Below are 20,523 nucleotides of genomic sequence, written 5' to 3' on the forward strand. Positions count from 1 at the left end.
TGGCAGAAATCTTTGGTGATGTAGGTAGGGGTTGAGTGATCGATTAGTTTCTGAATTTAACAATCTATTCCGTTTGGGTGATTGTTTCTAACTTTATTGACTGATAATGTTTTTGCTAATTTGAATTTATACGCATGCAAACGAACTTTCCATCTAGCTCTCGGCTATCAAGCTTGTAGATAATTGTGGCTTTTTTATTAACAATGAGACAGCAAATGAAGAAAAAAATAATAATGCCCATCATACTAGCTTTGCTAGTACCTTTAATTGCGAGTTGGTTTGCTTATCCCGATACGCATTTGCCACCTGGTTTTGGTGTGTTTCCTCCGCAATATGTAGCAGATGCGCCAGGCTTTAATTTAATTATATTTTGTGCGTTGGCCTTCGTAGAGTTGGTAGTGCTCGCGTTATTTATTGCCCCCACGCTATTTGGATTTAAAAAGGTCGTGCCTGCGGCACCTAACAAACCGTTACCTTTACCTGTTTGGTTTTGGGTGGGTTTAGTGTCTACAGTGTTTTTCTTATGGCTGATGTGGACGCGAGTGACTATATTTGGCAGCCTAGTTTATTATGCCTTTACGCCGCTTTGGTGGAGCTTTATTTTTACAATGGATGGCGTTGTTTATCGCTATAACAACGGGCAGTCTTTGTTTTCATCTAAACCCAAAACACTGCTAATCAGTGCATTGGTTTCCTTGGTTGGTTGGTATGTGTTTGAGTATTACAATTATTTTGCTTTAGGTAATTGGTATTACCCGCAAACAGAGAGTATTCCTTCATTGTCACATGAGACGGTAGTGGTGATATTCTTACTTGCTTACACGACCGTTTGGCCTGCTATTTTTCAATGGTATATGTTGTTGAACACTTGTCCTAGTTTGGTCAGTAGGTACTCTCAAGGCCCCAAAGTTTCTGTCAATGGTAATTTTTTATTGTATGCAGGCTATGTATTATTATTTCTAATGGTGTTTTGGCCTTATCCTTTATTTTGGGTACTGTGGATAGGGGTGTTGATGATATTTTCAGGCGTACTCATCAATCTTAATATTTGGACGCCGTTTGCTGACATGGCAAAAGGCAACTGGACGTCCGCGCTTCTAGTTGCGTTGGCAACCATGTTGAATGGTTTTGTTTGGGAGTGCTGGAACTATGGAAGTGCACATCCTCAAATGCCAATTACTAATCCTAATTACTGGGTTTACGATATTCCATACGTCAATGTGATTCACATCTTTTCAGAAATGCCGCTTTTAGGCTATATGGGCTATATGCCGTTTGGCGTGTTGGCTTTAGTGATGTGGATATGGGCTGGTAATGTATTTGGTTTCGATACAAAAATAGTAGATACCGATCAACACTAGATAGCGCAACGATTACTATCATGTTTAATGGATGTGGGGGGCAGCGCTAAGCGGCGAAGATGTACAGTGAAGCGCAAAGCACTGAAAGTGCTTGAGCGACTTCTTAGTGTGGGTTTTCTTTCTCTGATAGTTGTTTTCCTACTGAACCAGCATAGAAAACAACCAGCTTTACTGGAACAGAACCAACACTACGACCATTGTGAAGCGTGTTAATCGCCTCTGCCAGCGCTTCACCAGACTTTAATCGTTTTACTGTACCGTTTTTTAGCTGAACCTCCAGCTCACCTTCCAGAACCATGCCGAATGAAGGGACTGGATGCAAGTGCCAACCCGTTTCACTATTAGGGGCGATCTCTACAAGCATGCCTGTAATTTCAGCTTTTCCAGATGGGTATACAATTGGATTGCCGTCCCAACTTGTTTCCGTCTTCAATACTGTAGAAACCTTGACCGAAGCAGATTGCTCCAACGCATATGCTTGGGAATGATATGCCAATGAGGTAACCAGTAGGAAAGTTATTTTTAGCATTTTCATATAATTCAACTCCAGTTGGATAGCATTTGTATTGAGCGCTAACAATAATTTAAGTAATAGATTTCGTCTGTATTGTCACAAATTGATGCCCCCAATAGCGATGTTGTAAAGGGTTAGGGCTTTTGGTTTTAGATGCGGTTTTTTTGAATCACCTCGCACAAGACGAGGTACGTATCTTTATTGCATAGAAAGTTTTACCACTGTTTGCTTAGCATTAAATGCAGAAAAAATCCCTCATTGCGTACTTCAGTATTATTGCCAAATAACGGGCTATCGTAAGTCACTTTTTTAGGTAATAAAAACTCAATACCGCTTGTGAGTTTCCACGTTTCATCCAATTGGCGAGCAAAGCCCAGTGTGACATGCTGTTCTAATGTTGCGGCGAGCAAAGCACTGGAGTTGTTCCTAGGCACTGGATTTTTGCCATAGTTGTAGCCTGCATATAATGTAGTTTTGTCGTTGTAAGTGTAGGCTGCACCTAGTGCATATACTATCTGGTTATGCCAATCTTGTTGGGTGACATTTACCATCGAGGCGGGTGCAGAGGCGTTTGAAGTGTCGCTCCATGTAGTTGTGACGTCGTTAATGGCATCTGCCCAGTTAAGCCAATTGATTTTGGCTGAAAGCAATAGATCGGGATTAGGTTTAAAGGCCGCGCCAATCGCTACTTCACGCGGTAGCGCAAATCCTTTTATGCTTAGGTTGTCATATTTAGCAATGCCAGACGCGCCAAAGTTAAATTTAGCAGTACCGCCAGTGAGCGGTAATTCAGTTTTTTCTGTATAGCTTGCGCCTAGTGTCCATTGCTCGTTTAACTTGTATTGCGCGCCTAGTTTGAACCCAAGGCGGATAGTATCTGCACCTTTATTTTCAAAACCCGCGAAACCGCCAGCTGGGGGCGTGTGGTAAAAAAACTTTTGCTCGATACTGGCGTAAATTAAGCTAACAGAGCCACCTATGGAAAGGTTGTCGGTCACTTGGCAGCCAATGCCTGGCGTTACTTTGGCGATAGCAAACAGCGAGCTCATTTCATCATCGGTACCAAATGGCGTTTTAATATGTTTAAACACAGCGCCTGCGCCACCTTGCGAGAAAAATCCAATACCAGCAGTGCAAGGTGAGTTTTCTAGCTGTTGTGCATAACCACCACCAGCAAGAAAGACGTAACGATTATCAGCATGCTGATCATTGCGTGCGTCTTTGTGTGCCAAATCAGTGGTGCGTAGCATTGAACCATACGCATCAAACATCTTTCCTTTAATCTGTGCCAAGCCTGCAGGGTTGGTGTTTAACGCACTGGTGTCGCGTGCCACCGCAGTATCAGCGCCACCCATCAGCGTTGATTCTGCCCCGTAGCCAATTAAATTGAAGCCGTTTGTCGCATGGCTTTGTGTTGTAATCGATAGCCCGCAAAGTATTAATGCAATAGTGTGGTTGCGTTTCATTTTATTGTTATTTCTTTGGTGATTAGGCGATTAGTTTTTTGTTTGATTTTTTATTGGATCTTAATTATGCAATCAGCATAATCTATATTTAATCTTTAACGACAGTATTTTTCTATTCTGTAGGCGCTGGTAGAACTTTACACTTTCATGCACATTAGCCAATTGGTGCTTAACGGGATGTTATTTCCCACTCCCAAGAAAATCAGCGACCACTTCAATAAAAGCTTGTGGCTGTTCTGCGTGTACCCAGTGGTTTGTATCTAAGCTGGAAAATTGTGCGTTGGTGAAATGGGTTTTGATATGTTCAATATCATCATCCTGTACGTAATCACTGCGCTCACCGCGGATAAATAGACTAGGCTTTTCATAGCGTGCGCTTTCACAAACGGCTTGCAGCAGGCTAGGGTAGTTAGCTTTGAGTGCGGCTAGGTTAATGCGCCACGTCAGACCAGTTTTATTGACATCACTTTCTGCGTGATTGACGTCTGACTTGATTAAATTCATCAGTAAAAATTGGCGCACCATCGCGTGGGGAATCTTGCTAGCCAATGCTTTATCTACGTCACTGCGGCTTTGCATGGCGCTAAGGTCAACTGCCATCATCGCATCAATCATATGCGTGTAAGCATCAGGATAAGACCGTATCGCCATGTCCACCACAATCAATTTTTCTAGCCTGTCAGGGTAGTGTGTAGCAAATTGCATCGCCGTTTTTCCTCCAAGTGAGTGGCCGAGTAAGTGAATGCGGTCTAAACCTAGCGTATCGCATAACTTAAGCAGATCATCTGCCATCTCGGTGTAGGTTTGCGAGTCACTATGTGGAGATTTGCCGTGGTTGCGTAAATCCACACTAATCACTTGGTAGTGTTGCGAAAAGTGTTTAGCAACGGTGCCCCAGTTATCGCCAGAGCCAAATAAACCGTGCAATAAAATAAGTGGTTGGGCTTGGGCTAAAGTTTTATCGCCTAAGGTTTGGTAATGTAATTGCATAAGAATTTGTTGGACAATGGTTTTTAGAGTGCGTTAGCTGGGTAGTCACATTAGGACATCAATGGTAACAATATATTGTGATAAACGGAGATGCTAAGAGACTCTTCGTAATGGTTAAAACTCCCAATCTGATTAGGATGGGCATAATATTAGTGATTTTTGTAGGGTGGGGTTTTAACCCCACGCGGGAGTTACAAAATGTACGATTGCAACGCGTGGGTCACAAGTGACCCACCCTACATGGGTAAGTAATGTACATAAGTGGTTTACATTAAGCCCCACCCGATAAGTGCTAACCTTATTCGATAGCTAATAACTCAACTTCAAAGATCAATGTTGCATCTGGGCCAATCGCTGGGCCACTGCCGTTTGCGCCATAAGCTAAGTTTGATGGAATCGTTAACTCAAACTTACTGCCTACGTTCATTAACTGTAAACCTTCAACCCAACCAGCAATCACGCCAGTGACTGGGAAAACAATAGGCTCACCGCGGTCGTAAGAGCTATCAAACACCGTACCGTCGATCAATGTGCCTCTGTAATGCACTCTTACTTTATTGCTTTTGCTTGGTTTTTCACCATCGCCAGCTACCAATGACTTATATTGCAAGCCGCTATCGGTAGTGATCACGCCTTCTTTTTTAGCATTTTCAGCCAGATAAGCCGCGCCTTCCGCTTGATTTTTTGCAGACTGCTCAGCCTGCGCCGCCATTTGTTTTTCTTGGCTCTCTTTTTGCACTTGCTCAACTGTGCTTCTTTTTTCTGCATCCGTTAAGCGTGATGGGGTATCTGCCATTACATCGATAACAGCTTGTGCAACTGCGTCTGCGTCTAAGGCTAAGCCATCATTCTTAAGCTGATGCGCCATGTTTTCACCAACAATATAACTTAAGCGTTGGGTTAAAGTGTTTAATTCAATTGCCATTGTGTGTTTCTTTCGTTGTTTGAGGGGATACTTTTAATGCGAGTGATGCTAGTGGCATAAACTGTAATTATGACGGAGAATGGTAGATAAAACAAAGCTCGCTGAGGCGGATTGTGAAACGAGTAGAGGTGGCGATTATTTGCCCACCCTACTGGACTGCATAACTGAGAGCGTTTATTTAATAATCATATTCATAGGTGATTGATTCTTGCCTTATTGACTGGTAATGTTTGGTTTAATATTAAACGCTCGTGGTGTATAAACGGGTAATTTGGAGATTTTAAATGGATAGTCACGAGAATCTAAAAAAAGAATTATTACAAATTGCAAATGTTGTGGAAAAGTTTCCAGATGATATTAAGAAGCAAGTATTTAGCTTATTGGTAAATAGTTATCTAGGTAATGGAACAGCCAAACTCAATACGACATCCATAGATGAAAAGGTCGAAATTGAAGTTTTGTCTGGTGCAGATGAGTTACCTTTTACTGATAGCCCGAAAAAGTCCAATGTGGGTACAAAGCAAAAATCAATCCTAGTTAGAAAGAAAGCCGCAAAAGAATCTTTCAAAATTGATAGGCATCTTGATTTGACAGGTAGTGCAGATAGTCCTTCGTTTAAAGAATTCTACGCAGAGAAAAATCCAACATCAACTGCCGAGTTTAATGCACTGGCGATTTATTACTTAATAAAACTTAAAGGATTTAGTAATGCTACCTTTGATCAAGTATATACGTGCTATGCGGAAGTAAAGAAAAAACCGGCAGAACATTTCAAGCAAAGTTTTAGAGACGCACAAAGTAAACTTGGTTATATCGAACTCAACGATGATGGAAGCTATGTTATTCCTCACAGAGGCGTTGTTTTTATAGAGCACGATCTTCCAAAAGTAGAAAAGACTAAAAAATAAATGGGATTAAATACATTTGTTGAGAAATCTGCTTTACTTGAAGCTACGGAGCTTGATAAAGTCAGATTGATCGCTTTCTATTTGCTAATAAGTAAAAAGCAGGCTGAGTTTAGTATAGCTTCTGTGATAGAAGTACTAGATCAATTACATTTAGCTAAACCTAATGTGAGTCGCCTTAGAGATAAATTAATAGCTTCCAGTAGCTTTATAAAAGGGAGTGGTGGTGATTTCAAACTACATGCTAAAGAAATACGTACCCTAGAACAGGAATATCCATATCTAATCCAAAAAAGCGATGACATAGTTAGTGATGATACGATTATATCGACAGCTCTGATCTCTAATACGAGAGGTTATATTGAGCTTTTGGTTCGTCAAATCAATGCTAGTTATCAATTTAATATATTCGACGGTTGCGCAGTTTTGATGAGAAGGTTAGTGGAAATATTGTTGATATTAACCTATGAAAATCTATTGATAAGTAATGAAATTAAAGATTCAGAGCATGGCTACTTATCTCTTGAAAATATTATTAAATTAGCGAAGCAATCAAAGAAAATATCCTTATCAAAGGATTCAAAGGTAACACTAGATATATTTAGAGAGTTAGGAAATTATTCAGCACATAAGATTTATTACAATGCAAGGCGAAGTGATATAGAGCCGATTAAACTTAAATATAGGGCAACTATTGAAGAGTTACTCTACAAATCTGGATTAGCGAAATAGATATTAGCAAACTAAATTAATGTAAATAATTATGCAGTTAAATAAAAAAGCCTCGCAATTGCGAGGCTTTTTTATTTAACTGCAGTTGGACTAACTCTGCATTCCAGCTTCAATTCGAAGGTGAGGCTAGGCGGTGAGCCGTTTGCAACGAAGGCAGTACGTTTAGTACGACTAGGCGCAAACGGTGAAACCAACAACGCATCACCAAAGAAGTGAAGAATGGAATTACATCATACCGCCCATGCCGCCCATCCCACCCATATCCCCACCCATCGCTGGGCCGTCATCTTTAGGTAGTTCAGCCACCATACAATCAGTAGTTAGCATTAAGCCAGCCACTGAACCTGCATTTTGCAATGCTGAGCGTGTTACTTTAGTTGGATCTAAAATACCCATTTCGATCATGTCGCCATAAGTTTCGTTAGCAGCGTTGTAACCGTAGTTACCAGTACCTGCTGCCACGTTGTTCACCACTACTGATGGTTCAACACCAGCGTTTTGTGTGATTTGGCGTAATGGCTCTTCAACTGCGCGCAATACGATTTTGATACCAGCTTCTTGGTCAAGGTTGTCACCTTTCACTTTAGAGATAGCGTCACGTGCACGAATCAACGCTACGCCACCACCAGCTACGATACCTTCTTCAACTGCTGCGCGTGTTGCGTGTAATGCATCTTCAACGCGTGCTTTTTTCTCTTTCATTTCGATTTCAGTGGTCGCGCCAACCTTGATCACTGCAACACCGCCAGCTAATTTAGCTACGCGTTCTTGTAGTTTTTCACGGTCGTAGTCGCTTGTCGCTTCTTCGATTTGAGTTTTGATTTGTGTGATGCGTGATTTGATGTTTGCTTCAACACCGTGACCATCAATGATGATCGTGTTTTCTTTACCTACTTCAATACGTTTAGCTTGACCTAAATCTTCAAGCGTTACGTTTTCAAGTTTTAGGCCAACTTCTTCAGCAATCACTGTACCGCCCGTTAAGATAGCGATATCTTCTAGCATTGCTTTACGACGATCACCGAAACCAGGAGCTTTAACAGCCACAGTTTTCAAGATACCGCGGATGTAGTTAACAACCAATGTTGCCAATGCTTCGCCATCAACATCTTCCGCGATGATTAACAACGGACGGCCAGCTTTAGCTACTTGCTCTAAAGTTGGTAACAAATCACGGATGTTTGAGATTTTTTTGTCATGCAACAACACGAATGGATTGTCCATTAAAGCGATTTGACGCTCTGGGTTGTTGATGAAGTATGGTGATAAGTAGCCACGGTCAAACTGCATACCTTCAACGACGTCTAGTTCGTTGCTTAGGCCTGAACCATCTTCAACAGTGATGACGCCTTCTTTACCTACTTTGTCCATTGCATCAGCAATGATTTGGCCAACTGATGTGTCTGAGTTAGCTGAAATAGAACCAACTTGAGCGATTTCTTTGCTAGTTGTACATTGTTTTGATTGTGCTTTTAAATCAGCCACTGCTGCTTCAACTGCTTTGTCGATACCACGTTTTAAATCCATTGGGTTCATACCAGCAGCAACAGATTTCATACCTTCACGGATGATTGCTTGTGCTAATACTGTTGCAGTTGTTGTACCGTCACCAGCGATGTCATTGGTTTTAGAAGCAACTTCTTTCACCATTTGTGCGCCCATGTTTTCGAATTTGTCTTTTAATTCGATTTCTTTAGCTACTGAAACACCATCTTTAGTGATGGTAGGTGCGCCGAATGAACGCTCTAACACTACGTTACGGCCTTTAGGGCCTAAAGTGACGCGCACTGCGTTTGCTAAAATATTGACACCGTTTACCATTTTTTGGCGAACGTCATCGCCGAATCTTACGTCTTTAGCTGCCATAATTTAAATCTCCTAATTTAGTCTTTACTAATACTTTGTTGGATCTAACGTGCTGAAACGGGCAATTACCCGTTGTAAGCTTTAGATTACTCAACGATCGCCATGATGTCTTCTTCGCGCATTACTAGTAGCTCTTCACCGTCAACTTTAACAGTTTGGCCTGCATATTTGCCGAAAAGCACTTTGTCGCCTACTTTAACGTCAAGGGCAATTACTTTGCCGCTTTCATCGCGCTTGCCAGAACCTACAGCTTGAATCACGCCTTGGTCTGGTTTTTCTGTGGCAGAATCTGGAATCACAATGCCAGATGCGGTTGTACGCTCTTCTTCTGAACGTTTAACAATAACGCGATCGTGTAAAGGACGAATTTTCATACGGTTTCTCCTGATTAAGTCTTAAAATATACATCTAAATATTGAATTGCATGGGTAATGCGGTATTTTAGCACTCGCACACCTTGATTGCTAATTTGGGGCACTAAAAATTAATTTCAAGTGCTGATGCTGATATTTTTTTAAAATAAATGAGGTTGTACGGTGGAATTTACTAAGTTAGGAAACTCAGCGCTTAATGTCTCTAAAGTCTGTTTAGGTACCATGACATATGGCGACCAAAACACTGAAGCAGAGGCGCACGAGCAATTAGACTATGCGTTGGCGCGCGGCATTAATTTTATTGATACGGCTGAAATGTACCCAGTGCCGCCAAAGGCTGATACTTATACACGTACAGAAACGATGGTGGGTACTTGGCTCAAGAGGCAGCCACGAGACAAGATTATTTTAGCGGGTAAAGTTTCAGGGCCACGCCGTGGATTAGATTGGATTCGCGGCGGCCCACCATCACTAGATCGTGCCAATATCCGCGCTGCGATTGAGGGCTCGTTGCAGCGTTTGCAGACTGATTATATCGATTTATACCAATTGCACTGGCCAGAGCGCAATGTGCCGATGTTTGGGCAATATCAGTTTGACCCTGCGGGTGAGTTTGAGTCTGGCGTTTATCAGCAAGGCGAAGAAAAGGCGTGGGTGTCGATACAGAACCAGCTAGAAACGCTGGCTGAGTTAGTGCAAGAGGGCAAAGTGCGTTATGTCGGTTTATCGAATGAGCAGCCGTGGGGTGTGATGGAGTTTGTGCGTATCGCTAAAACTTATAACCTGCCGCACATTGCCAGTGTGCAAAACTGCTATAACTTGATTAACCGCGGCATGGAGTTTGGTATGTCTGAAGTGTTGTATCGCGAGCAAGTGGGTTTGCTTGCGTATTCTCCGCTGGCATTTGGTCACCTAACAGCAAAGTACATTGATAACCCTGAGGCAAAAGGGCGCGTCACCATGTTTTTAGGCTATGCACAGCGCTACAAAAAGCCAGGTGTATTTCCTGCGAGTGCGGCATATGCCAAGCTGGCAAGGGCGCATGGGCTTACACCCACACAATTAGCATTGAGCTTTGTGTATCACCGCTGGTTTGTGAGCAGCACGATAATTGGTGCGACTACGATGCAGCAATTAAAAGAAAATATTGATGCGTGGGATACCAAGCTATCACCAGAAGTTATACAAGAGATTGAGCATTTACATTTGACGATGATGAATCCAGCGCCTTAGTGATTGAAATCTGTTTTTATTGTTGTGTTAAATATCCAGCTTAATATAACCATGTTCAAGATATTGTCTTTCCCTTAAGGCCTCTACTGAACTACAATTCTAAATATTGTTTAATCGTTTAGAAAGTTATCTATGTCTCAACTTCCATCATGTCCTCAATGTAACTCTGAATACACTTATGAAGATGGCGATATGTACGTTTGCCCAGAGTGTGCGCATGAGTGGTCAAAAGATGGTGGCGCAGAAAGCACTGATGATGTGCGTGTCATTAAAGATTCCAATGGTAACGTGCTGCAAGACGGCGATACGATTACTGTAATTAAAGACCTGAAAGTAAAGGGGTCTTCATTGGTGGTTAAAGTAGGTACTAAAGTCAAAAACATTCGGCTGGTGGACGGTGACCATGATATTGATTGCAAAATTGATGGCATTGGTGCGATGAAGTTGAAGTCTGAGTTTGTGAAAAAAGCTTAGTATTTGTTTGGTGGTAGTGTGGTCATCATTTAAGCTTTTAAAGCTGGTGGTGATCCACTCATGGTTAAGGCTGAGCACTTACCTAAAGAAGCACTTCAATAAACAGCCATTAGTCTGTATATTGTAGGTTATCTACCATTAATACGCAGATACTATTACCAAATGATGCCATGGTTTAATCAACAAAAGTTGCGCGCTGGTTCGGCTTGTTTGGTACATTACCTTTCGATTTTTATCGGTCTTTTTTTATTCATTATCTTTCCTTGCCATGCAAGCCCTAGTCTGATTGTTGGGCAGTGGTATGTCGTTGATCAACCTACTTCACCGATTAAAGCTTTACCCTTAACTGGTGGTGATTTTGTGTTCAAAGGTACGTTGCAAGTTGCTGTAACGGGTAACTATGTGATTGATTTTAAAAACACCAGCACATTTTCGATGTTTAAACATACGGTGCTGAATAGTCGCAAAGTGGTAGTGGCGGAGTTACAAGGTGGTATTAGTAGTGCTGAAATCAATCCATTTGCTTTAAGGCATGCGCGGGAGGTGTATTTAGATGCCGGAAGCTACACGCTGGAGACTTCGCTCAAAACACCTTATCTTATTGCGCAACCACTGCCGTATTTAGACTTAAAAGAACATTACCAGCAGGCGATTAAGCTTGGTAATGTGATCGCGCTGCTTTGTCTAGGCATGTTGGCCGCATTGCTGGCTTATTATGTAGTGCTGGGCTTAATAAGAGGGCAAATGGTGCATGGCATGTACGCGCTATTCATTTTAGGTAACCTATTCATGCAGGGCACATCTTTATTGGTGTTCTCCGACACATTTGGTATTCGTTGGTTTTACTTGAGCGCATTCCCTATTTTGTTTTCCAATATCGCTTATGTGTTTTTTGTGAAAGGTTTGCTGGGTATACGTCAGCAAAGCAATCCTAAACTGTATCGCTGGATTCAATATGCACTAGTGATACTGGTTTTGTTTGCGTTATGGGGTATGGTTGCGCCTCACTGGATGATGGAGATGGCGCGTTATGGCGTTGGGATTTTTCTCAGTCTTGGGTTGGCATGCAGCCTTTACCTCAGCAGTAAAAAGAATATGACTGCGCGCTATTATCTGATTGCGATTATTACGTTTTTTGTTTTAGGTGGCTTAACGATTGCGGCTCAAGATGTTGCTGGTTATACGCTCTATGTTGAGCATTTAGGCTTGGCTGCGGTAACAGTAGAAGCGCTGTTGCTGTCATTTGTACTTAGCTACCAATTTAGTGAGTTGTTTAATGAAAAAGAGCAGGTATTGGCAGCGTTAGGTATTAGTGAGGCGCAAATTAAAATAGATAAATTAACGGGCTTGCCCAATCGGGTTGCACTGGAGGCGGCTATTCAGGGGCTACCCAAAACGGGCAGCATCACCATATTAGATTTAGATCGTCTCAAATATTATAACGATAAATTTGGGCATGCTTACGGTGATAAGTTGCTGTGCGACTTTAGCCGTGTTTTACAAGAAAAATTGGGTGGCATGGCGATTTTGCATCGTTTAGGTGGTGATGAGTTTGCGATTACCTCGCATTATGGAGATGCGGTAAAAATTCAAGCGATGTTGGATGAAACCGTGGCACATTTAATAGCTAATGGCTTCGAACTAGCCGGCGTGAGCGCAGGGACGGCATTTATCTATGAGGAGATGGATAATTACAATGCTGTGATGCATATGGCTGACCTGCGTATGTATGAAAATAAGCGCTCTCATAAACGCGCTCAGAATGAGCAATTTTATTAACGTGAAAATGCCTTAGGGAAAAAGCTCACTGGCTGCGGCGCTGGTATTTGCAAAATGTTTTTGCGTATTTTACCCATCACATGCATCTCGCATGGTTTGCAATCAAACTTTAATGTGTAACGGTCATTGCCGTTAATCAGCGTCATTGGTTCTGCGGTAACAGTCCCTTGCACGCCAATCACGCCTTTAGCTTCTTTCGGGCACAAACCGTGGCTAAAGCGCAGGCAGTGCTTGGTAATCATGAGCGGTACCTCATCGAGTTCTTTATTGGCTTCGTACGCCGCTGCAATCATTTTTACGCCATGTTTTTCATAAAACTGACGTGCTTTTTTGTTGTACACATTGGCAAGGTAGCTGAGTGTATCTTCAGGGAAAATAGCAGGTGGTTGCGCTGCCTCACGGCGTGGTGGGCGTTGGTAGCCTAAATCACGTGTTTGCTGTAATTGCTCGATTGCATCACGTCGTAAATTATTAATAATCGAGGCGGGGATAAACCATGTTTGAGCAGTGCTAATCTGAATTTCTTGGGTGGTAAAGTCTGTACCGCCAAGTTTACTCAGGTTTTCACGCAGGCTAGTTTCCGCTTTTTCCAGATTTTGTGCGCTTTGCTTTTCTGCTTCGCAGGTGGCAGTTGCGCTAAAGCCATTTTCATCGGTAATGGTTAATGCAAAACCATTAGCAGTTTCGTAAAAATTCATGGCAACTGCTATTTTACGCTGTGCTGAATCTTTTTCTAGCAGGCGCATAAACGCGTGGTCGCGATTGCGGTAGACGATGGTGTTGCGGCGGATATCTGCTGGCATTTCGTTGGGGTAGAGTCTTTTGCCTTCTACCGTGTTCACGCGTAAGCCGACTAGTTCTTTATGTACATCAAAGAAGCATACGCCGTCGCCATTGTGTAGCTCGATATTGGTTTCCACTTCAAAGTAATTGTTACCAACTTTGGTGACTTTGCCTAATGCTTCACCAGAGAATTTAGGCGTATCAAACGCACCAATATCAGCTTGGCGTCCGTTCACAAAATAGTCGGTTGCACTGCGGTTAAAGGTTTTTTCTGGTTGCGGTGTGAATGTGTAAGTGGCATGGCCTGAGGATGATTTTGCCAGCTCTGGCCTGTCGTTCAGGATTTCATCAATCAACTCACGGTAATGCGCGGTGGCGTTTTTTACATAGGGTAAGTCTTTGTAGCGACCCTCAATTTTAAATGAGCTAACACCAGCCTCAATCAATGCATGCAAGTTGGCACTTTGGTCGTTATCTTTCATGGATAAAAAGTGCTTATCCTTACCAATAATGCGACCTTTTTGATCTTCTAGCGTAAATGGTAAGCGACATTCCTGTGAGCATTCACCACGGTTGGCGCTACGTCCTGTGTGTGCATGGCTGATAAAACATTGACCACTGAAAGCTACGCATAACGCACCGTGAATGAAAAATTCCAGATTACATGAGGTGGCGTCAGCGATTTTTTTGATGGTGTTTAAATCAAGCTCGCGCGCGAGTACTATTTGTGAAAAGCCAACTTGATCGAGAAACGCTGCTTTTTCTACCGTACGGATATCCGTCTGTGTACTGGCGTGTAGCTGTATCGGCGGTAAATCCATTTCTAGCAGGCCCATATCTTGCACGATGAGTGCGTCTACTTCAGCATCGTAAAGTTGGTGCACAAGCTCACGCGCACCCTCAAGCTCGTTATCATGAAAAATGGTGTTGAGCGCCACAAACACCTCTGCGTGGTAGCGGTGTGCATGTTTCACTAAGCGTGCAATGTCAGCAATGGTGTTAGGCGCTTTAGCACGCGCACCAAAGGCTGGGCCACCAATATACACTGCATCTGCACCATGATTAATGGCTTCAATGCCAAAATCAGCATTTTTTGCAGGAGCGAGTAGTTCTAAATGGCGACGAGTTTTTTGCATGGATATTACAGTTAAATCAATAAGATGCGCACTATACCATAAACACGGTTTGACAGCTTTAATGCAAGGTGTTACTTTGGTAACACTTTGTCGAGTTAAGGAGAACAAAATGGCAACGACAAGCTTAAAACTTCCTGATAGCTTAAAAGAGCGCATCGTAAAACTAGCTGCAGATACAGGCAAATCTGCACATGCATTTATGGTAGAAGCAATTGCAGAGCAGACAGACCGTATTGAAGAGGACCGAGCCTTTATGGCGCGCGCTGAGGCATCACTAAAGCATTATCAAGAAACGGGCATTGCCTACGATGCTGATGATGCAAGTGCTTATTTTCGCGCGAAAATTCAAGGCATTGACTTGCCAAAACCACAGCCCATTAAACGCGGTTGAGTGCTAGGGTCATTAAATGACAAAGCTTGAGTATTCAAACGCGGCAATGGCTGATATTGAACGGTTAGTTAATTTTTTAATGGATGTGGATTTAGGCGCGGCACTTGATACATTTGACATCATTGACGACGGCCTTCATCTGCTAAAACGTCATCCAGAAGTTGGGCGCTTGGTAGGCACTTGTATGCGTGAGTTAGTAATTTCACGTGGCAATACAGGCTATATAGCTATTTACGAGTTTGATAGATTAGTGAATGTTGTGGTGGTATTGGCAATTAAACATCAGCGTGAAGACCCATTTAGCTAAAGATTTTTCTAAAAATATGACAACCAATAAAAACCTGCTCAACCGCAGTATGCAATCTGTATGGCATCCTTGCACACAGATGAAACAACATGAATCTTTTCCATTAACGCCGATTCATAAAGGTGAAGGTGTCTGGCTCTATGATGCAGATGGTAACAAGTATTTAGATACTGTCAGCTCATGGTGGGTGAATCTGTTTGGGCATAATAACCCGCATATCAAAGATGCCATCAAGCAACAGCTTGATACTTTAGAACACGTCATGTTGGCTGGCTTTACGCATGAGCCCGTGATTAGCCTTTCAGAGAGATTAGCTATACTCACAGGTCTTGGCCATGCGTTTTACGCAAGTGATGGTGCAAGTGCTACTGAAATTGCTTTAAAGATGAGCTTTCACTATTGGCGTAATATTGGCCAACCTGATAAGTCCAAATTTATAAGCCTGCAAAATAGCTACCACGGTGAAACGTTAGGCGCGTTGAGCGTGACGGACGTTGCTATCTTTAAAGATACTTACGCGCCTTTGTTAAGGCAATCTGCACAAATGCCTAGCCCCGATTTTAGGTTGGCCGAAGTAGGCGAAAGTGCAGAAGATTACGCACTGCGCTGTGCCGAGCAACTGAACAGCTATATTGCCCAGCATCATGCAGAGTTGGCGGCATTTATTATTGAGCCGCTGGTGCAATGTGCCGCAGGCATGGCGATGTATCACCCGACTTACCTTGCTAAAGCACGCGAGATTTGTACGCAATATCAGGTGCATTTAATTGTGGATGAGATTGCCGTAGGGTTTGGCCGCACAGGCTCAATGTTTGCGACTGAACAAGCAAAAACTGAGGGGTGTAAAGTAGGTGATATTGCTGATTTTGTTTGCCTCTCTAAGGGCATTACTGGCGGATATTTACCGTTATCGGCAGTGCTAACGACTGATACTGTTTATCAGGCATTTTATGACGATAGTACTGTACGAGGTTTTCTACATAGCCATAGTTATACAGGTAACCCACTCGCATGTAGTGCGGCATTAGCGACCCTAGATATTTTTGAGTCACAAAATATCGTCCAGAAAAATCTTGAAAAATCGGCGCTGATTTTGAAAGAGATGCAAGTACTTACTCACCTGCCAATTCAACATTTACGACATCAAGGGATGATCTTTGCGTTTGATGTCGTAACGGATAATGCGCAGTTTGCAAAGCAATGTTACCAAGTGGCAATGCAGCAAGGCTTATTATTACGACCTATAGGCAACACAATTTACTTTATGCCGCCCTATACCATTAATGAAGCCGAAATTGAGTTCATGGTGAGTCAAACCAATGCAGTGATTCAGAATATTTTATGAAAAGATTCGTACTATTTCTTGGTTTGATCTGGTATTGCCTGCAAGCGCAAGCTGAACTTCCCGCACCCGTTGCCAATGCTCTTAAGGAAGCGGGTGTCCCTCAGCAAAACGTGTCTGTTTACGTGCAAGCGGTGGATAGCAATGTCGCCATCTTAAAACACAATGAAGACAAAAGTATGAATCCTGCATCGGTCATGAAAATGGTCACCACCAATGCTGCGCTTGATTTACTCACCCCTGCTTATCGTTGGAAAACTGCGTTGTATCATGATGGGTACATTAAAAATTGGGAGTTAAATGGTAATTTAATGATTAAAGGCTATGGTGACCCTAGCTTTAAAGCGCAGGATTTTTGGCGTTTATTAATGAGTTTAAGGCAAGCAGGCGTTAAGAAAATTAATGGTGACTTAATTATCGATAAAACTTACTTTGCTGATGATGTGGATAACGGCATTAGCTTTGATGACGAAAAGTGGCGTGCTTATAACGCAAAGCCAAGCGCATTTTCTGTGAATGGCCGCAGTACCAGTTTTAGGTTTAGCGCGAACGACGATGCGCTGAATGTGAATCAGGAGTTTGAGCTACCTGAGGTGACGATTGTTAACAACATGAAAACGGTTAAAGGCGATTGTGGAAATTGGCGCGGCAGAATGAACTATGATGTGCAAACCAACACCAATACAGCAGTCATCACTTTTAATGGTGTTTATGCCCCCGACTGTGGCGAGCGGTTCTTAGAGCTTAGTTTGTTTGATGATGCGCAATATGCGTTTTTCACCTTTAAAAAAATATGGCGTGACTTAGGTGGCGAGTTTGCAGGCACATTGAAGCGTCAGCCAATACCCAGCACAACTCATAAATTGTTAGAGCAAACTTCTGAGCCATTAGGTAGTGTCGTGCGCGATATCAATAAATGGAGCAATAACCTGATGGCACGGCAACTATTGCTGACCATAGCCGCAGAAAAAGTAAGCACACCTGCTACTGTCGCAAAAGGCGTGGTGGCGATTAAAAGCTGGCTGTCAGCAAGTGGGGTAAATGTCAATGGATTCGTGCTCGAAAATGGCTCAGGGTTGTCGCGTGTTGAGCGCATCAGCGCAGAGCAATTAGGCAAGATGTTAGTACGTGCTTACTTAAGCCCGGTGATGCCTGAATTCATATCCTCTATGCCCATTTTGTCGATGGATGGTACTGTGAAACAACGCTTGCAAGATAGTGCCTCGAATGGACGTGCGCATCTTAAAACCGGCTCAATTAATGGCGTAAGTTCAATTGCAGGGTATGTGTTAGATGCAAACGGACATCGCCATGTGATGGTGATGCTAGTGAATCATGCTAACGCGGGTGCTAGCCGAGGTGCGCAAGATGCCTTAGTGGAATGGGTGCATCAGTTGCCTTGAGTTAACGACCTTGGGGTTAACGTTGGGTGCAAATTTAAAGTATGATTACGTATTAAGTCTTTTAAAAACCGCTAATTTAAATACAACGCCACAGGACATAGAATGAAATTATTAGGGTCACTACTTGCAGGGCTTTGCTTGTTAAGCTTAAGCGCCTGCCAAGCTGAACAAAATCAGCCAACATCAAATAAATCAACAGTAAAGGAAGCAAAAGCGATGACAGAACAAGTGAAAGAGTTACAAAAGATTGATACATTGGTTGGTGATGGCCGTGAGGCTGAGCCTGGATTTAATGTCACTGTGCATTACACAGGTTGGTTGTACGACCCATCTGCTGCAGAAGGTAAAGGCAAAAAGTTTGACAGCAGTGTAGACCGTAAAGAGCCGTTTGTGTTTTTCTTAGGCGGCGGCCAAGTGATTCAGGGTTGGGACGAAGGTTTTGCAGGCATGAAAATCGGTGGTAAACGTACATTGATTATCCCTTCAGAGATGGGCTACGGCGCACGCGGTGCTGGCGGTGTGATTCCTCCTAATGCGGACTTGATTTTTGATGTGGAATTATTAGGCGTTAAATAACTCATTAATAGTTTTCATGGTTAGCATCTAATGGCCTGTCTACTGTGTGCTATTGCACATTATTTGCTAACAACGATTGATTGACCTCACTGTACGAGAGATGGAACATGAAAGTTAGAATTAAGTGGATTGACGGTGTAAGTTTTGTGGGCGAGTCAGAGACTGGTCATGCAGTTGTGCTAGATGGTGCGCCTGAAAACGGAGGCCGTAACATTGGCATGCGCCCGATGGAAATGCTGTTAATCGGCATGGGTGGTTGCACTTCATTTGACGTGGTCGCGATTCTGAAAAAAGCACGTCAGCCTATTGTTGATTGTGTTGCAGAAATTGACGCAACGCGCGCTGATGAAATTCCCAAAGTGTTTACAAAAATTCATGTGCATTTTGTGATTACTGGCGATAATTTAAACGCAGTACAAGTGGAGCGAGCCGTTAAATTATCGGCTGAGAAATATTGTTCAGCCTCTATTATGTTGAGTAAAAGTGTAGAAATCACACATGATTTTGAGATTAAGCCATTGACTATAGCGGCTTAAGGTTTGTTGGTTTATGCTACATCGTAATTGCGCCCTTGCGCAGTTGTGAAAATACTTGTTCAATTGTTAAAAAAGGGGCTGATATTTCAGCCCCTTTTTTAACTATATTTACTTATGCGTTGCTAATCTCAATCAGATTATATTCTTTCAGCGCTGGTGTAGTGCTTGATCAGGTCAGAGACTAAGTGATTAGTTAAATGTTTTTTTACGGTCACGACATAAAAGTTCTCATATATATTAGGCAGGGTCATGTATGACGTTAAACTGCCAGCAGAAATCTCATCTTTCACGACTACGTCTGGCATGACAGCTAGAGCCTTACTGTCTCTGGCAAGCAATCTGAGCATCGCCATATCATCTGCCTCACCTACGATATTGGGCTGAAATTGATGTTGTGCGCAGAATCCGTCAAATGCTGATCGGGTAGGGGTCCCTGATGTCGGTAATATCCAATCAACGGACTTATAGTTTTGATTAAACTGTTGACTAAGTTGAAGCCCAGATTGCCCAATGACGCAGATAGGTTGCTGCACAAGTAACTGGCATTGCCACATTTGCTTATTTGTACCTCTAACCTCAATATTGGTGAGTGCTAAATCAAACTGATGATTTGCTAGGTCATTTAATAAGTTTGTTTGCCCCCGTGCGGCAATATTTAATTTAACTTTTGGGTTATTCATCAGCGGATTGATAAAGTCTTCAACAAAGTTACGAGACATGGTTGATAGCATGCCGATTCTAAGTACCTGACTTTCTGATGGTAGCCCTTTTTTAAGCAGCGCCTCCAACTCATCGCCAATATTAAATATTGATTCAGCATATGAAAAAGTAATATTACCTGTGTCTGTTAGGATTAGCTTTCGATTTTGTCTTGTAAATAGCTGCTTGCCCACACTCTCTTCTAACTGCCTAATTTGAACAGATAAGGCAGATTGAGAGACATGCAATATTTCAGCTGCTTTGGTTAGATTCCCAATTTTAGCGACATGCCAGAAGTAATTTAAGTGATGGTAGTTAAGCTTGGACATTGATAATTAAGTAAAATTTATAAGGTTCTATTTTAAAGAATGTTCTAATATAAAAAATATATTATACAGAACAATTAATGTGGGTGAGAATAGCCATCATCTTCTAACAGGAATCCACAATTGAATAGCTTTCAAAGCTTATTAACTCCATCAATCATGTTTTTTGCGCTAGGTTTTATAGCGCAATTAATTAAATCTGATTTAAAGTTACCAGTAGAACTCACGAAGTCTATCACTATCTATCTTTTACTTAGTGTAGGGATACACTGCGGTATAGAGCTATCGCATACGACTTTTTTTGATGCAGTACCCTCAATATTGACGGCAATAATGCTTGGTGTTTCATTGCCGATTATTGCTTATTTTATTATTAATAGAATTGGAAAAATTGACCATTTAAAT

The 20,523-nt window shown here is 42.3% G+C and carries 21 protein-coding genes; 13 read left to right on the plus strand and 8 right to left on the minus strand.

The window, feature by feature from the left end; genetic code table 11:
• The first annotated feature begins 215 nt into the window (after positions 1 to 215).
• Complete coding sequence (locus Q7U33_RS10220) at positions 216 to 1,361, plus strand: mechanosensitive ion channel protein MscS (protein WP_304860492.1); 1,146 nt, start codon at positions 216 to 218, stop codon at positions 1,359 to 1,361.
• A gap of 103 nt (positions 1,362 to 1,464) precedes the next feature.
• On the opposite strand, the gene Q7U33_RS10225 is transcribed toward Q7U33_RS10220, so the two are convergent.
• The 4 genes from Q7U33_RS10225 to Q7U33_RS10240 form a co-directional block, all read right to left on the minus strand.
• The gene (locus Q7U33_RS10225) at positions 1,465 to 1,857 is read right to left on the minus strand and encodes a cupin domain-containing protein (protein ID WP_304860494.1); all 393 of its coding nucleotides are present in this window, start codon (positions 1,855 to 1,857) and stop codon (positions 1,465 to 1,467) included.
• A gap of 233 nt (positions 1,858 to 2,090) precedes the next feature.
• Positions 2,091 to 3,341, minus strand: a complete 1,251-nt coding sequence (locus tag Q7U33_RS10230; RefSeq protein ID WP_304860496.1) for an OmpP1/FadL family transporter — start codon at positions 3,339 to 3,341, stop codon at positions 2,091 to 2,093.
• Between the two features lie 180 nt (positions 3,342 to 3,521).
• The gene (locus Q7U33_RS10235) at positions 3,522 to 4,331 is read right to left on the minus strand and encodes an alpha/beta fold hydrolase (RefSeq protein WP_304860498.1); all 810 of its coding nucleotides are present in this window, start codon (positions 4,329 to 4,331) and stop codon (positions 3,522 to 3,524) included.
• Positions 4,332 to 4,629: 298 nt separating this feature from the next.
• The gene (locus tag Q7U33_RS10240; RefSeq protein ID WP_029144172.1) at positions 4,630 to 5,256 is read right to left on the minus strand and encodes an FKBP-type peptidyl-prolyl cis-trans isomerase; all 627 of its coding nucleotides are present in this window, start codon (positions 5,254 to 5,256) and stop codon (positions 4,630 to 4,632) included.
• A 284-nt stretch (positions 5,257 to 5,540) separates the two neighbouring features.
• Here Q7U33_RS10240 and Q7U33_RS10245 point away from each other — a divergent pair, with 284 nt between their 5' ends.
• Both Q7U33_RS10245 and Q7U33_RS10250 read left to right on the plus strand, forming a co-directional pair.
• A complete protein-coding gene (locus tag Q7U33_RS10245) occupies positions 5,541 to 6,164 on the plus strand; it encodes a hypothetical protein (protein ID WP_304860501.1) in 624 nt (207 codons plus the stop codon).
• The gene (locus Q7U33_RS10250) at positions 6,165 to 6,893 is read left to right on the plus strand and encodes a hypothetical protein (protein WP_304860503.1); all 729 of its coding nucleotides are present in this window, start codon (positions 6,165 to 6,167) and stop codon (positions 6,891 to 6,893) included. It abuts the gene before it with no gap.
• 225 nt (positions 6,894 to 7,118) lie between these two features.
• Here the strand turns inward: Q7U33_RS10250 and groL are convergent, their stop codons facing one another.
• Together groL and Q7U33_RS10260 are read right to left on the minus strand one after the other, a co-directional pair.
• Complete coding sequence (gene groL / locus Q7U33_RS10255) at positions 7,119 to 8,759, minus strand: chaperonin GroEL (RefSeq protein WP_304860506.1); 1,641 nt, start codon at positions 8,757 to 8,759, stop codon at positions 7,119 to 7,121.
• Positions 8,760 to 8,845: 86 nt separating this feature from the next.
• Entirely contained in the window at positions 8,846 to 9,133 is a 288-nt protein-coding gene (locus Q7U33_RS10260; RefSeq protein WP_015831377.1) for a co-chaperone GroES, read from the minus strand.
• Between the two features lie 162 nt (positions 9,134 to 9,295).
• On the opposite strand from Q7U33_RS10260, the gene Q7U33_RS10265 reads away from it, so the two are divergent.
• The 3 genes from Q7U33_RS10265 (at position 9,296) to Q7U33_RS10275 (ending at position 12,619) form a co-directional block, all read left to right on the plus strand.
• Positions 9,296 to 10,366 carry an aldo/keto reductase gene (locus Q7U33_RS10265; protein WP_304860509.1) on the plus strand — a complete coding sequence of 357 codons (1,071 nt, stop codon included), beginning with the start codon at positions 9,296 to 9,298 and terminating at the stop codon, positions 10,364 to 10,366.
• Positions 10,367 to 10,498: 132 nt separating this feature from the next.
• Positions 10,499 to 10,840: a zinc ribbon domain-containing protein YjdM gene (locus tag Q7U33_RS10270; protein WP_304860512.1), complete on the plus strand. Its 342-nt coding sequence runs from the start codon at positions 10,499 to 10,501 to the stop codon at positions 10,838 to 10,840.
• 162 nt (positions 10,841 to 11,002) lie between these two features.
• Positions 11,003 to 12,619: a diguanylate cyclase gene (locus tag Q7U33_RS10275; RefSeq protein WP_304860515.1), complete on the plus strand. Its 1,617-nt coding sequence runs from the start codon at positions 11,003 to 11,005 to the stop codon at positions 12,617 to 12,619.
• Here Q7U33_RS10275 and Q7U33_RS10280 read toward each other — a convergent pair.
• Positions 12,616 to 14,538: a U32 family peptidase gene (locus Q7U33_RS10280; RefSeq protein WP_304860518.1), complete on the minus strand. Its 1,923-nt coding sequence runs from the start codon at positions 14,536 to 14,538 to the stop codon at positions 12,616 to 12,618. The genes Q7U33_RS10275 and Q7U33_RS10280 overlap by 4 nt on opposite strands.
• 109 nt (positions 14,539 to 14,647) lie before the next feature.
• Between Q7U33_RS10280 and Q7U33_RS10285 the strand changes: the two genes are divergently transcribed.
• From Q7U33_RS10285 to Q7U33_RS10310, 6 genes are all read left to right on the plus strand, one after another.
• Positions 14,648 to 14,929 (plus strand): ribbon-helix-helix protein, CopG family, encoded by a 282-nt coding sequence (locus tag Q7U33_RS10285; protein WP_304860520.1) that lies wholly within the window; start codon positions 14,648 to 14,650, stop codon positions 14,927 to 14,929.
• 16 nt (positions 14,930 to 14,945) lie between these two features.
• Complete coding sequence (locus Q7U33_RS10290; RefSeq protein ID WP_304860523.1) at positions 14,946 to 15,236, plus strand: type II toxin-antitoxin system RelE/ParE family toxin; 291 nt, start codon at positions 14,946 to 14,948, stop codon at positions 15,234 to 15,236.
• A 16-nt stretch (positions 15,237 to 15,252) separates the two neighbouring features.
• A complete protein-coding gene (bioA, locus tag Q7U33_RS10295; RefSeq protein WP_304860526.1) occupies positions 15,253 to 16,581 on the plus strand; it encodes an adenosylmethionine--8-amino-7-oxononanoate transaminase in 1,329 nt (442 codons plus the stop codon).
• On the plus strand, positions 16,578 to 17,981 hold the full coding sequence (gene dacB, locus Q7U33_RS10300) for a D-alanyl-D-alanine carboxypeptidase/D-alanyl-D-alanine-endopeptidase (protein WP_304860528.1): 1,404 nt from the start codon (positions 16,578 to 16,580) through the stop codon (positions 17,979 to 17,981). The genes bioA and dacB overlap by 4 nt, the downstream gene beginning before the upstream one ends.
• Before the next feature lie 102 nt (positions 17,982 to 18,083).
• Positions 18,084 to 18,557 (plus strand): FKBP-type peptidyl-prolyl cis-trans isomerase, encoded by a 474-nt coding sequence (locus Q7U33_RS10305; protein WP_304860530.1) that lies wholly within the window; start codon positions 18,084 to 18,086, stop codon positions 18,555 to 18,557.
• Between the two features lie 107 nt (positions 18,558 to 18,664).
• Entirely contained in the window at positions 18,665 to 19,093 is a 429-nt protein-coding gene (locus Q7U33_RS10310) for an OsmC family protein (RefSeq protein ID WP_304860532.1), read from the plus strand.
• Between the two features lie 137 nt (positions 19,094 to 19,230).
• Here the strand turns inward: Q7U33_RS10310 and Q7U33_RS10315 are convergent, their stop codons facing one another.
• The gene (locus Q7U33_RS10315; protein WP_304860534.1) at positions 19,231 to 20,121 is read right to left on the minus strand and encodes a LysR family transcriptional regulator; all 891 of its coding nucleotides are present in this window, start codon (positions 20,119 to 20,121) and stop codon (positions 19,231 to 19,233) included.
• Positions 20,122 to 20,241: 120 nt separating this feature from the next.
• Here Q7U33_RS10315 and Q7U33_RS10320 point away from each other — a divergent pair.
• On the plus strand, positions 20,242 to 20,523 hold a 282-nt coding region (locus Q7U33_RS10320), incomplete at its 3' end, for a sodium-dependent bicarbonate transport family permease (protein ID WP_304860536.1).

This window comes from Methylotenera sp. (assembly GCF_030653755.1).
Lineage (GTDB): Bacteria > Pseudomonadota > Gammaproteobacteria > Burkholderiales > Methylophilaceae > Methylotenera.

What these genes read in the sequence shown, in the direction of transcription:
- Q7U33_RS10230 (WP_304860496.1), bottom strand. Translation starts at nt 3,341, where the DNA reads ATGAAACGCAACCACACTATTGCATTAATACTTTGCGGGCTATCGATT.
- Q7U33_RS10250 (WP_304860503.1), top strand. Translation starts at nt 6,165, where the DNA reads ATGGGATTAAATACATTTGTTGAGAAATCTGCTTTACTTGAAGCTACG.
- Q7U33_RS10260 (WP_015831377.1), bottom strand. Translation starts at nt 9,133, where the DNA reads ATGAAAATTCGTCCTTTACACGATCGCGTTATTGTTAAACGTTCAGAA.
- Q7U33_RS10290 (WP_304860523.1), top strand. Translation starts at nt 14,946, where the DNA reads ATGACAAAGCTTGAGTATTCAAACGCGGCAATGGCTGATATTGAACGG.
- Q7U33_RS10275 (WP_304860515.1), top strand. Translation starts at nt 11,003, where the DNA reads ATGATGCCATGGTTTAATCAACAAAAGTTGCGCGCTGGTTCGGCTTGT.
- Q7U33_RS10310 (WP_304860532.1), top strand. Translation starts at nt 18,665, where the DNA reads ATGAAAGTTAGAATTAAGTGGATTGACGGTGTAAGTTTTGTGGGCGAG.
- Q7U33_RS10245 (WP_304860501.1), top strand. Translation starts at nt 5,541, where the DNA reads ATGGATAGTCACGAGAATCTAAAAAAAGAATTATTACAAATTGCAAAT.
- Q7U33_RS10270 (WP_304860512.1), top strand. Translation starts at nt 10,499, where the DNA reads ATGTCTCAACTTCCATCATGTCCTCAATGTAACTCTGAATACACTTAT.
- Q7U33_RS10235 (WP_304860498.1), bottom strand. Translation starts at nt 4,331, where the DNA reads ATGCAATTACATTACCAAACCTTAGGCGATAAAACTTTAGCCCAAGCC.
- Q7U33_RS10220 (WP_304860492.1), top strand. Translation starts at nt 216, where the DNA reads ATGAAGAAAAAAATAATAATGCCCATCATACTAGCTTTGCTAGTACCT.
- Q7U33_RS10315 (WP_304860534.1), bottom strand. Translation starts at nt 20,121, where the DNA reads ATGTCCAAGCTTAACTACCATCACTTAAATTACTTCTGGCATGTCGCT.
- Q7U33_RS10240 (WP_029144172.1), bottom strand. Translation starts at nt 5,256, where the DNA reads ATGGCAATTGAATTAAACACTTTAACCCAACGCTTAAGTTATATTGTT.
- Q7U33_RS10305 (WP_304860530.1), top strand. Translation starts at nt 18,084, where the DNA reads ATGAAATTATTAGGGTCACTACTTGCAGGGCTTTGCTTGTTAAGCTTA.
- Q7U33_RS10280 (WP_304860518.1), bottom strand. Translation starts at nt 14,538, where the DNA reads ATGCAAAAAACTCGTCGCCATTTAGAACTACTCGCTCCTGCAAAAAAT.
- Q7U33_RS10285 (WP_304860520.1), top strand. Translation starts at nt 14,648, where the DNA reads ATGGCAACGACAAGCTTAAAACTTCCTGATAGCTTAAAAGAGCGCATC.
- groL (WP_304860506.1), bottom strand. Translation starts at nt 8,759, where the DNA reads ATGGCAGCTAAAGACGTAAGATTCGGCGATGACGTTCGCCAAAAAATG.
- dacB (WP_304860528.1), top strand. Translation starts at nt 16,578, where the DNA reads ATGAAAAGATTCGTACTATTTCTTGGTTTGATCTGGTATTGCCTGCAA.
- bioA (WP_304860526.1), top strand. Translation starts at nt 15,253, where the DNA reads ATGACAACCAATAAAAACCTGCTCAACCGCAGTATGCAATCTGTATGG.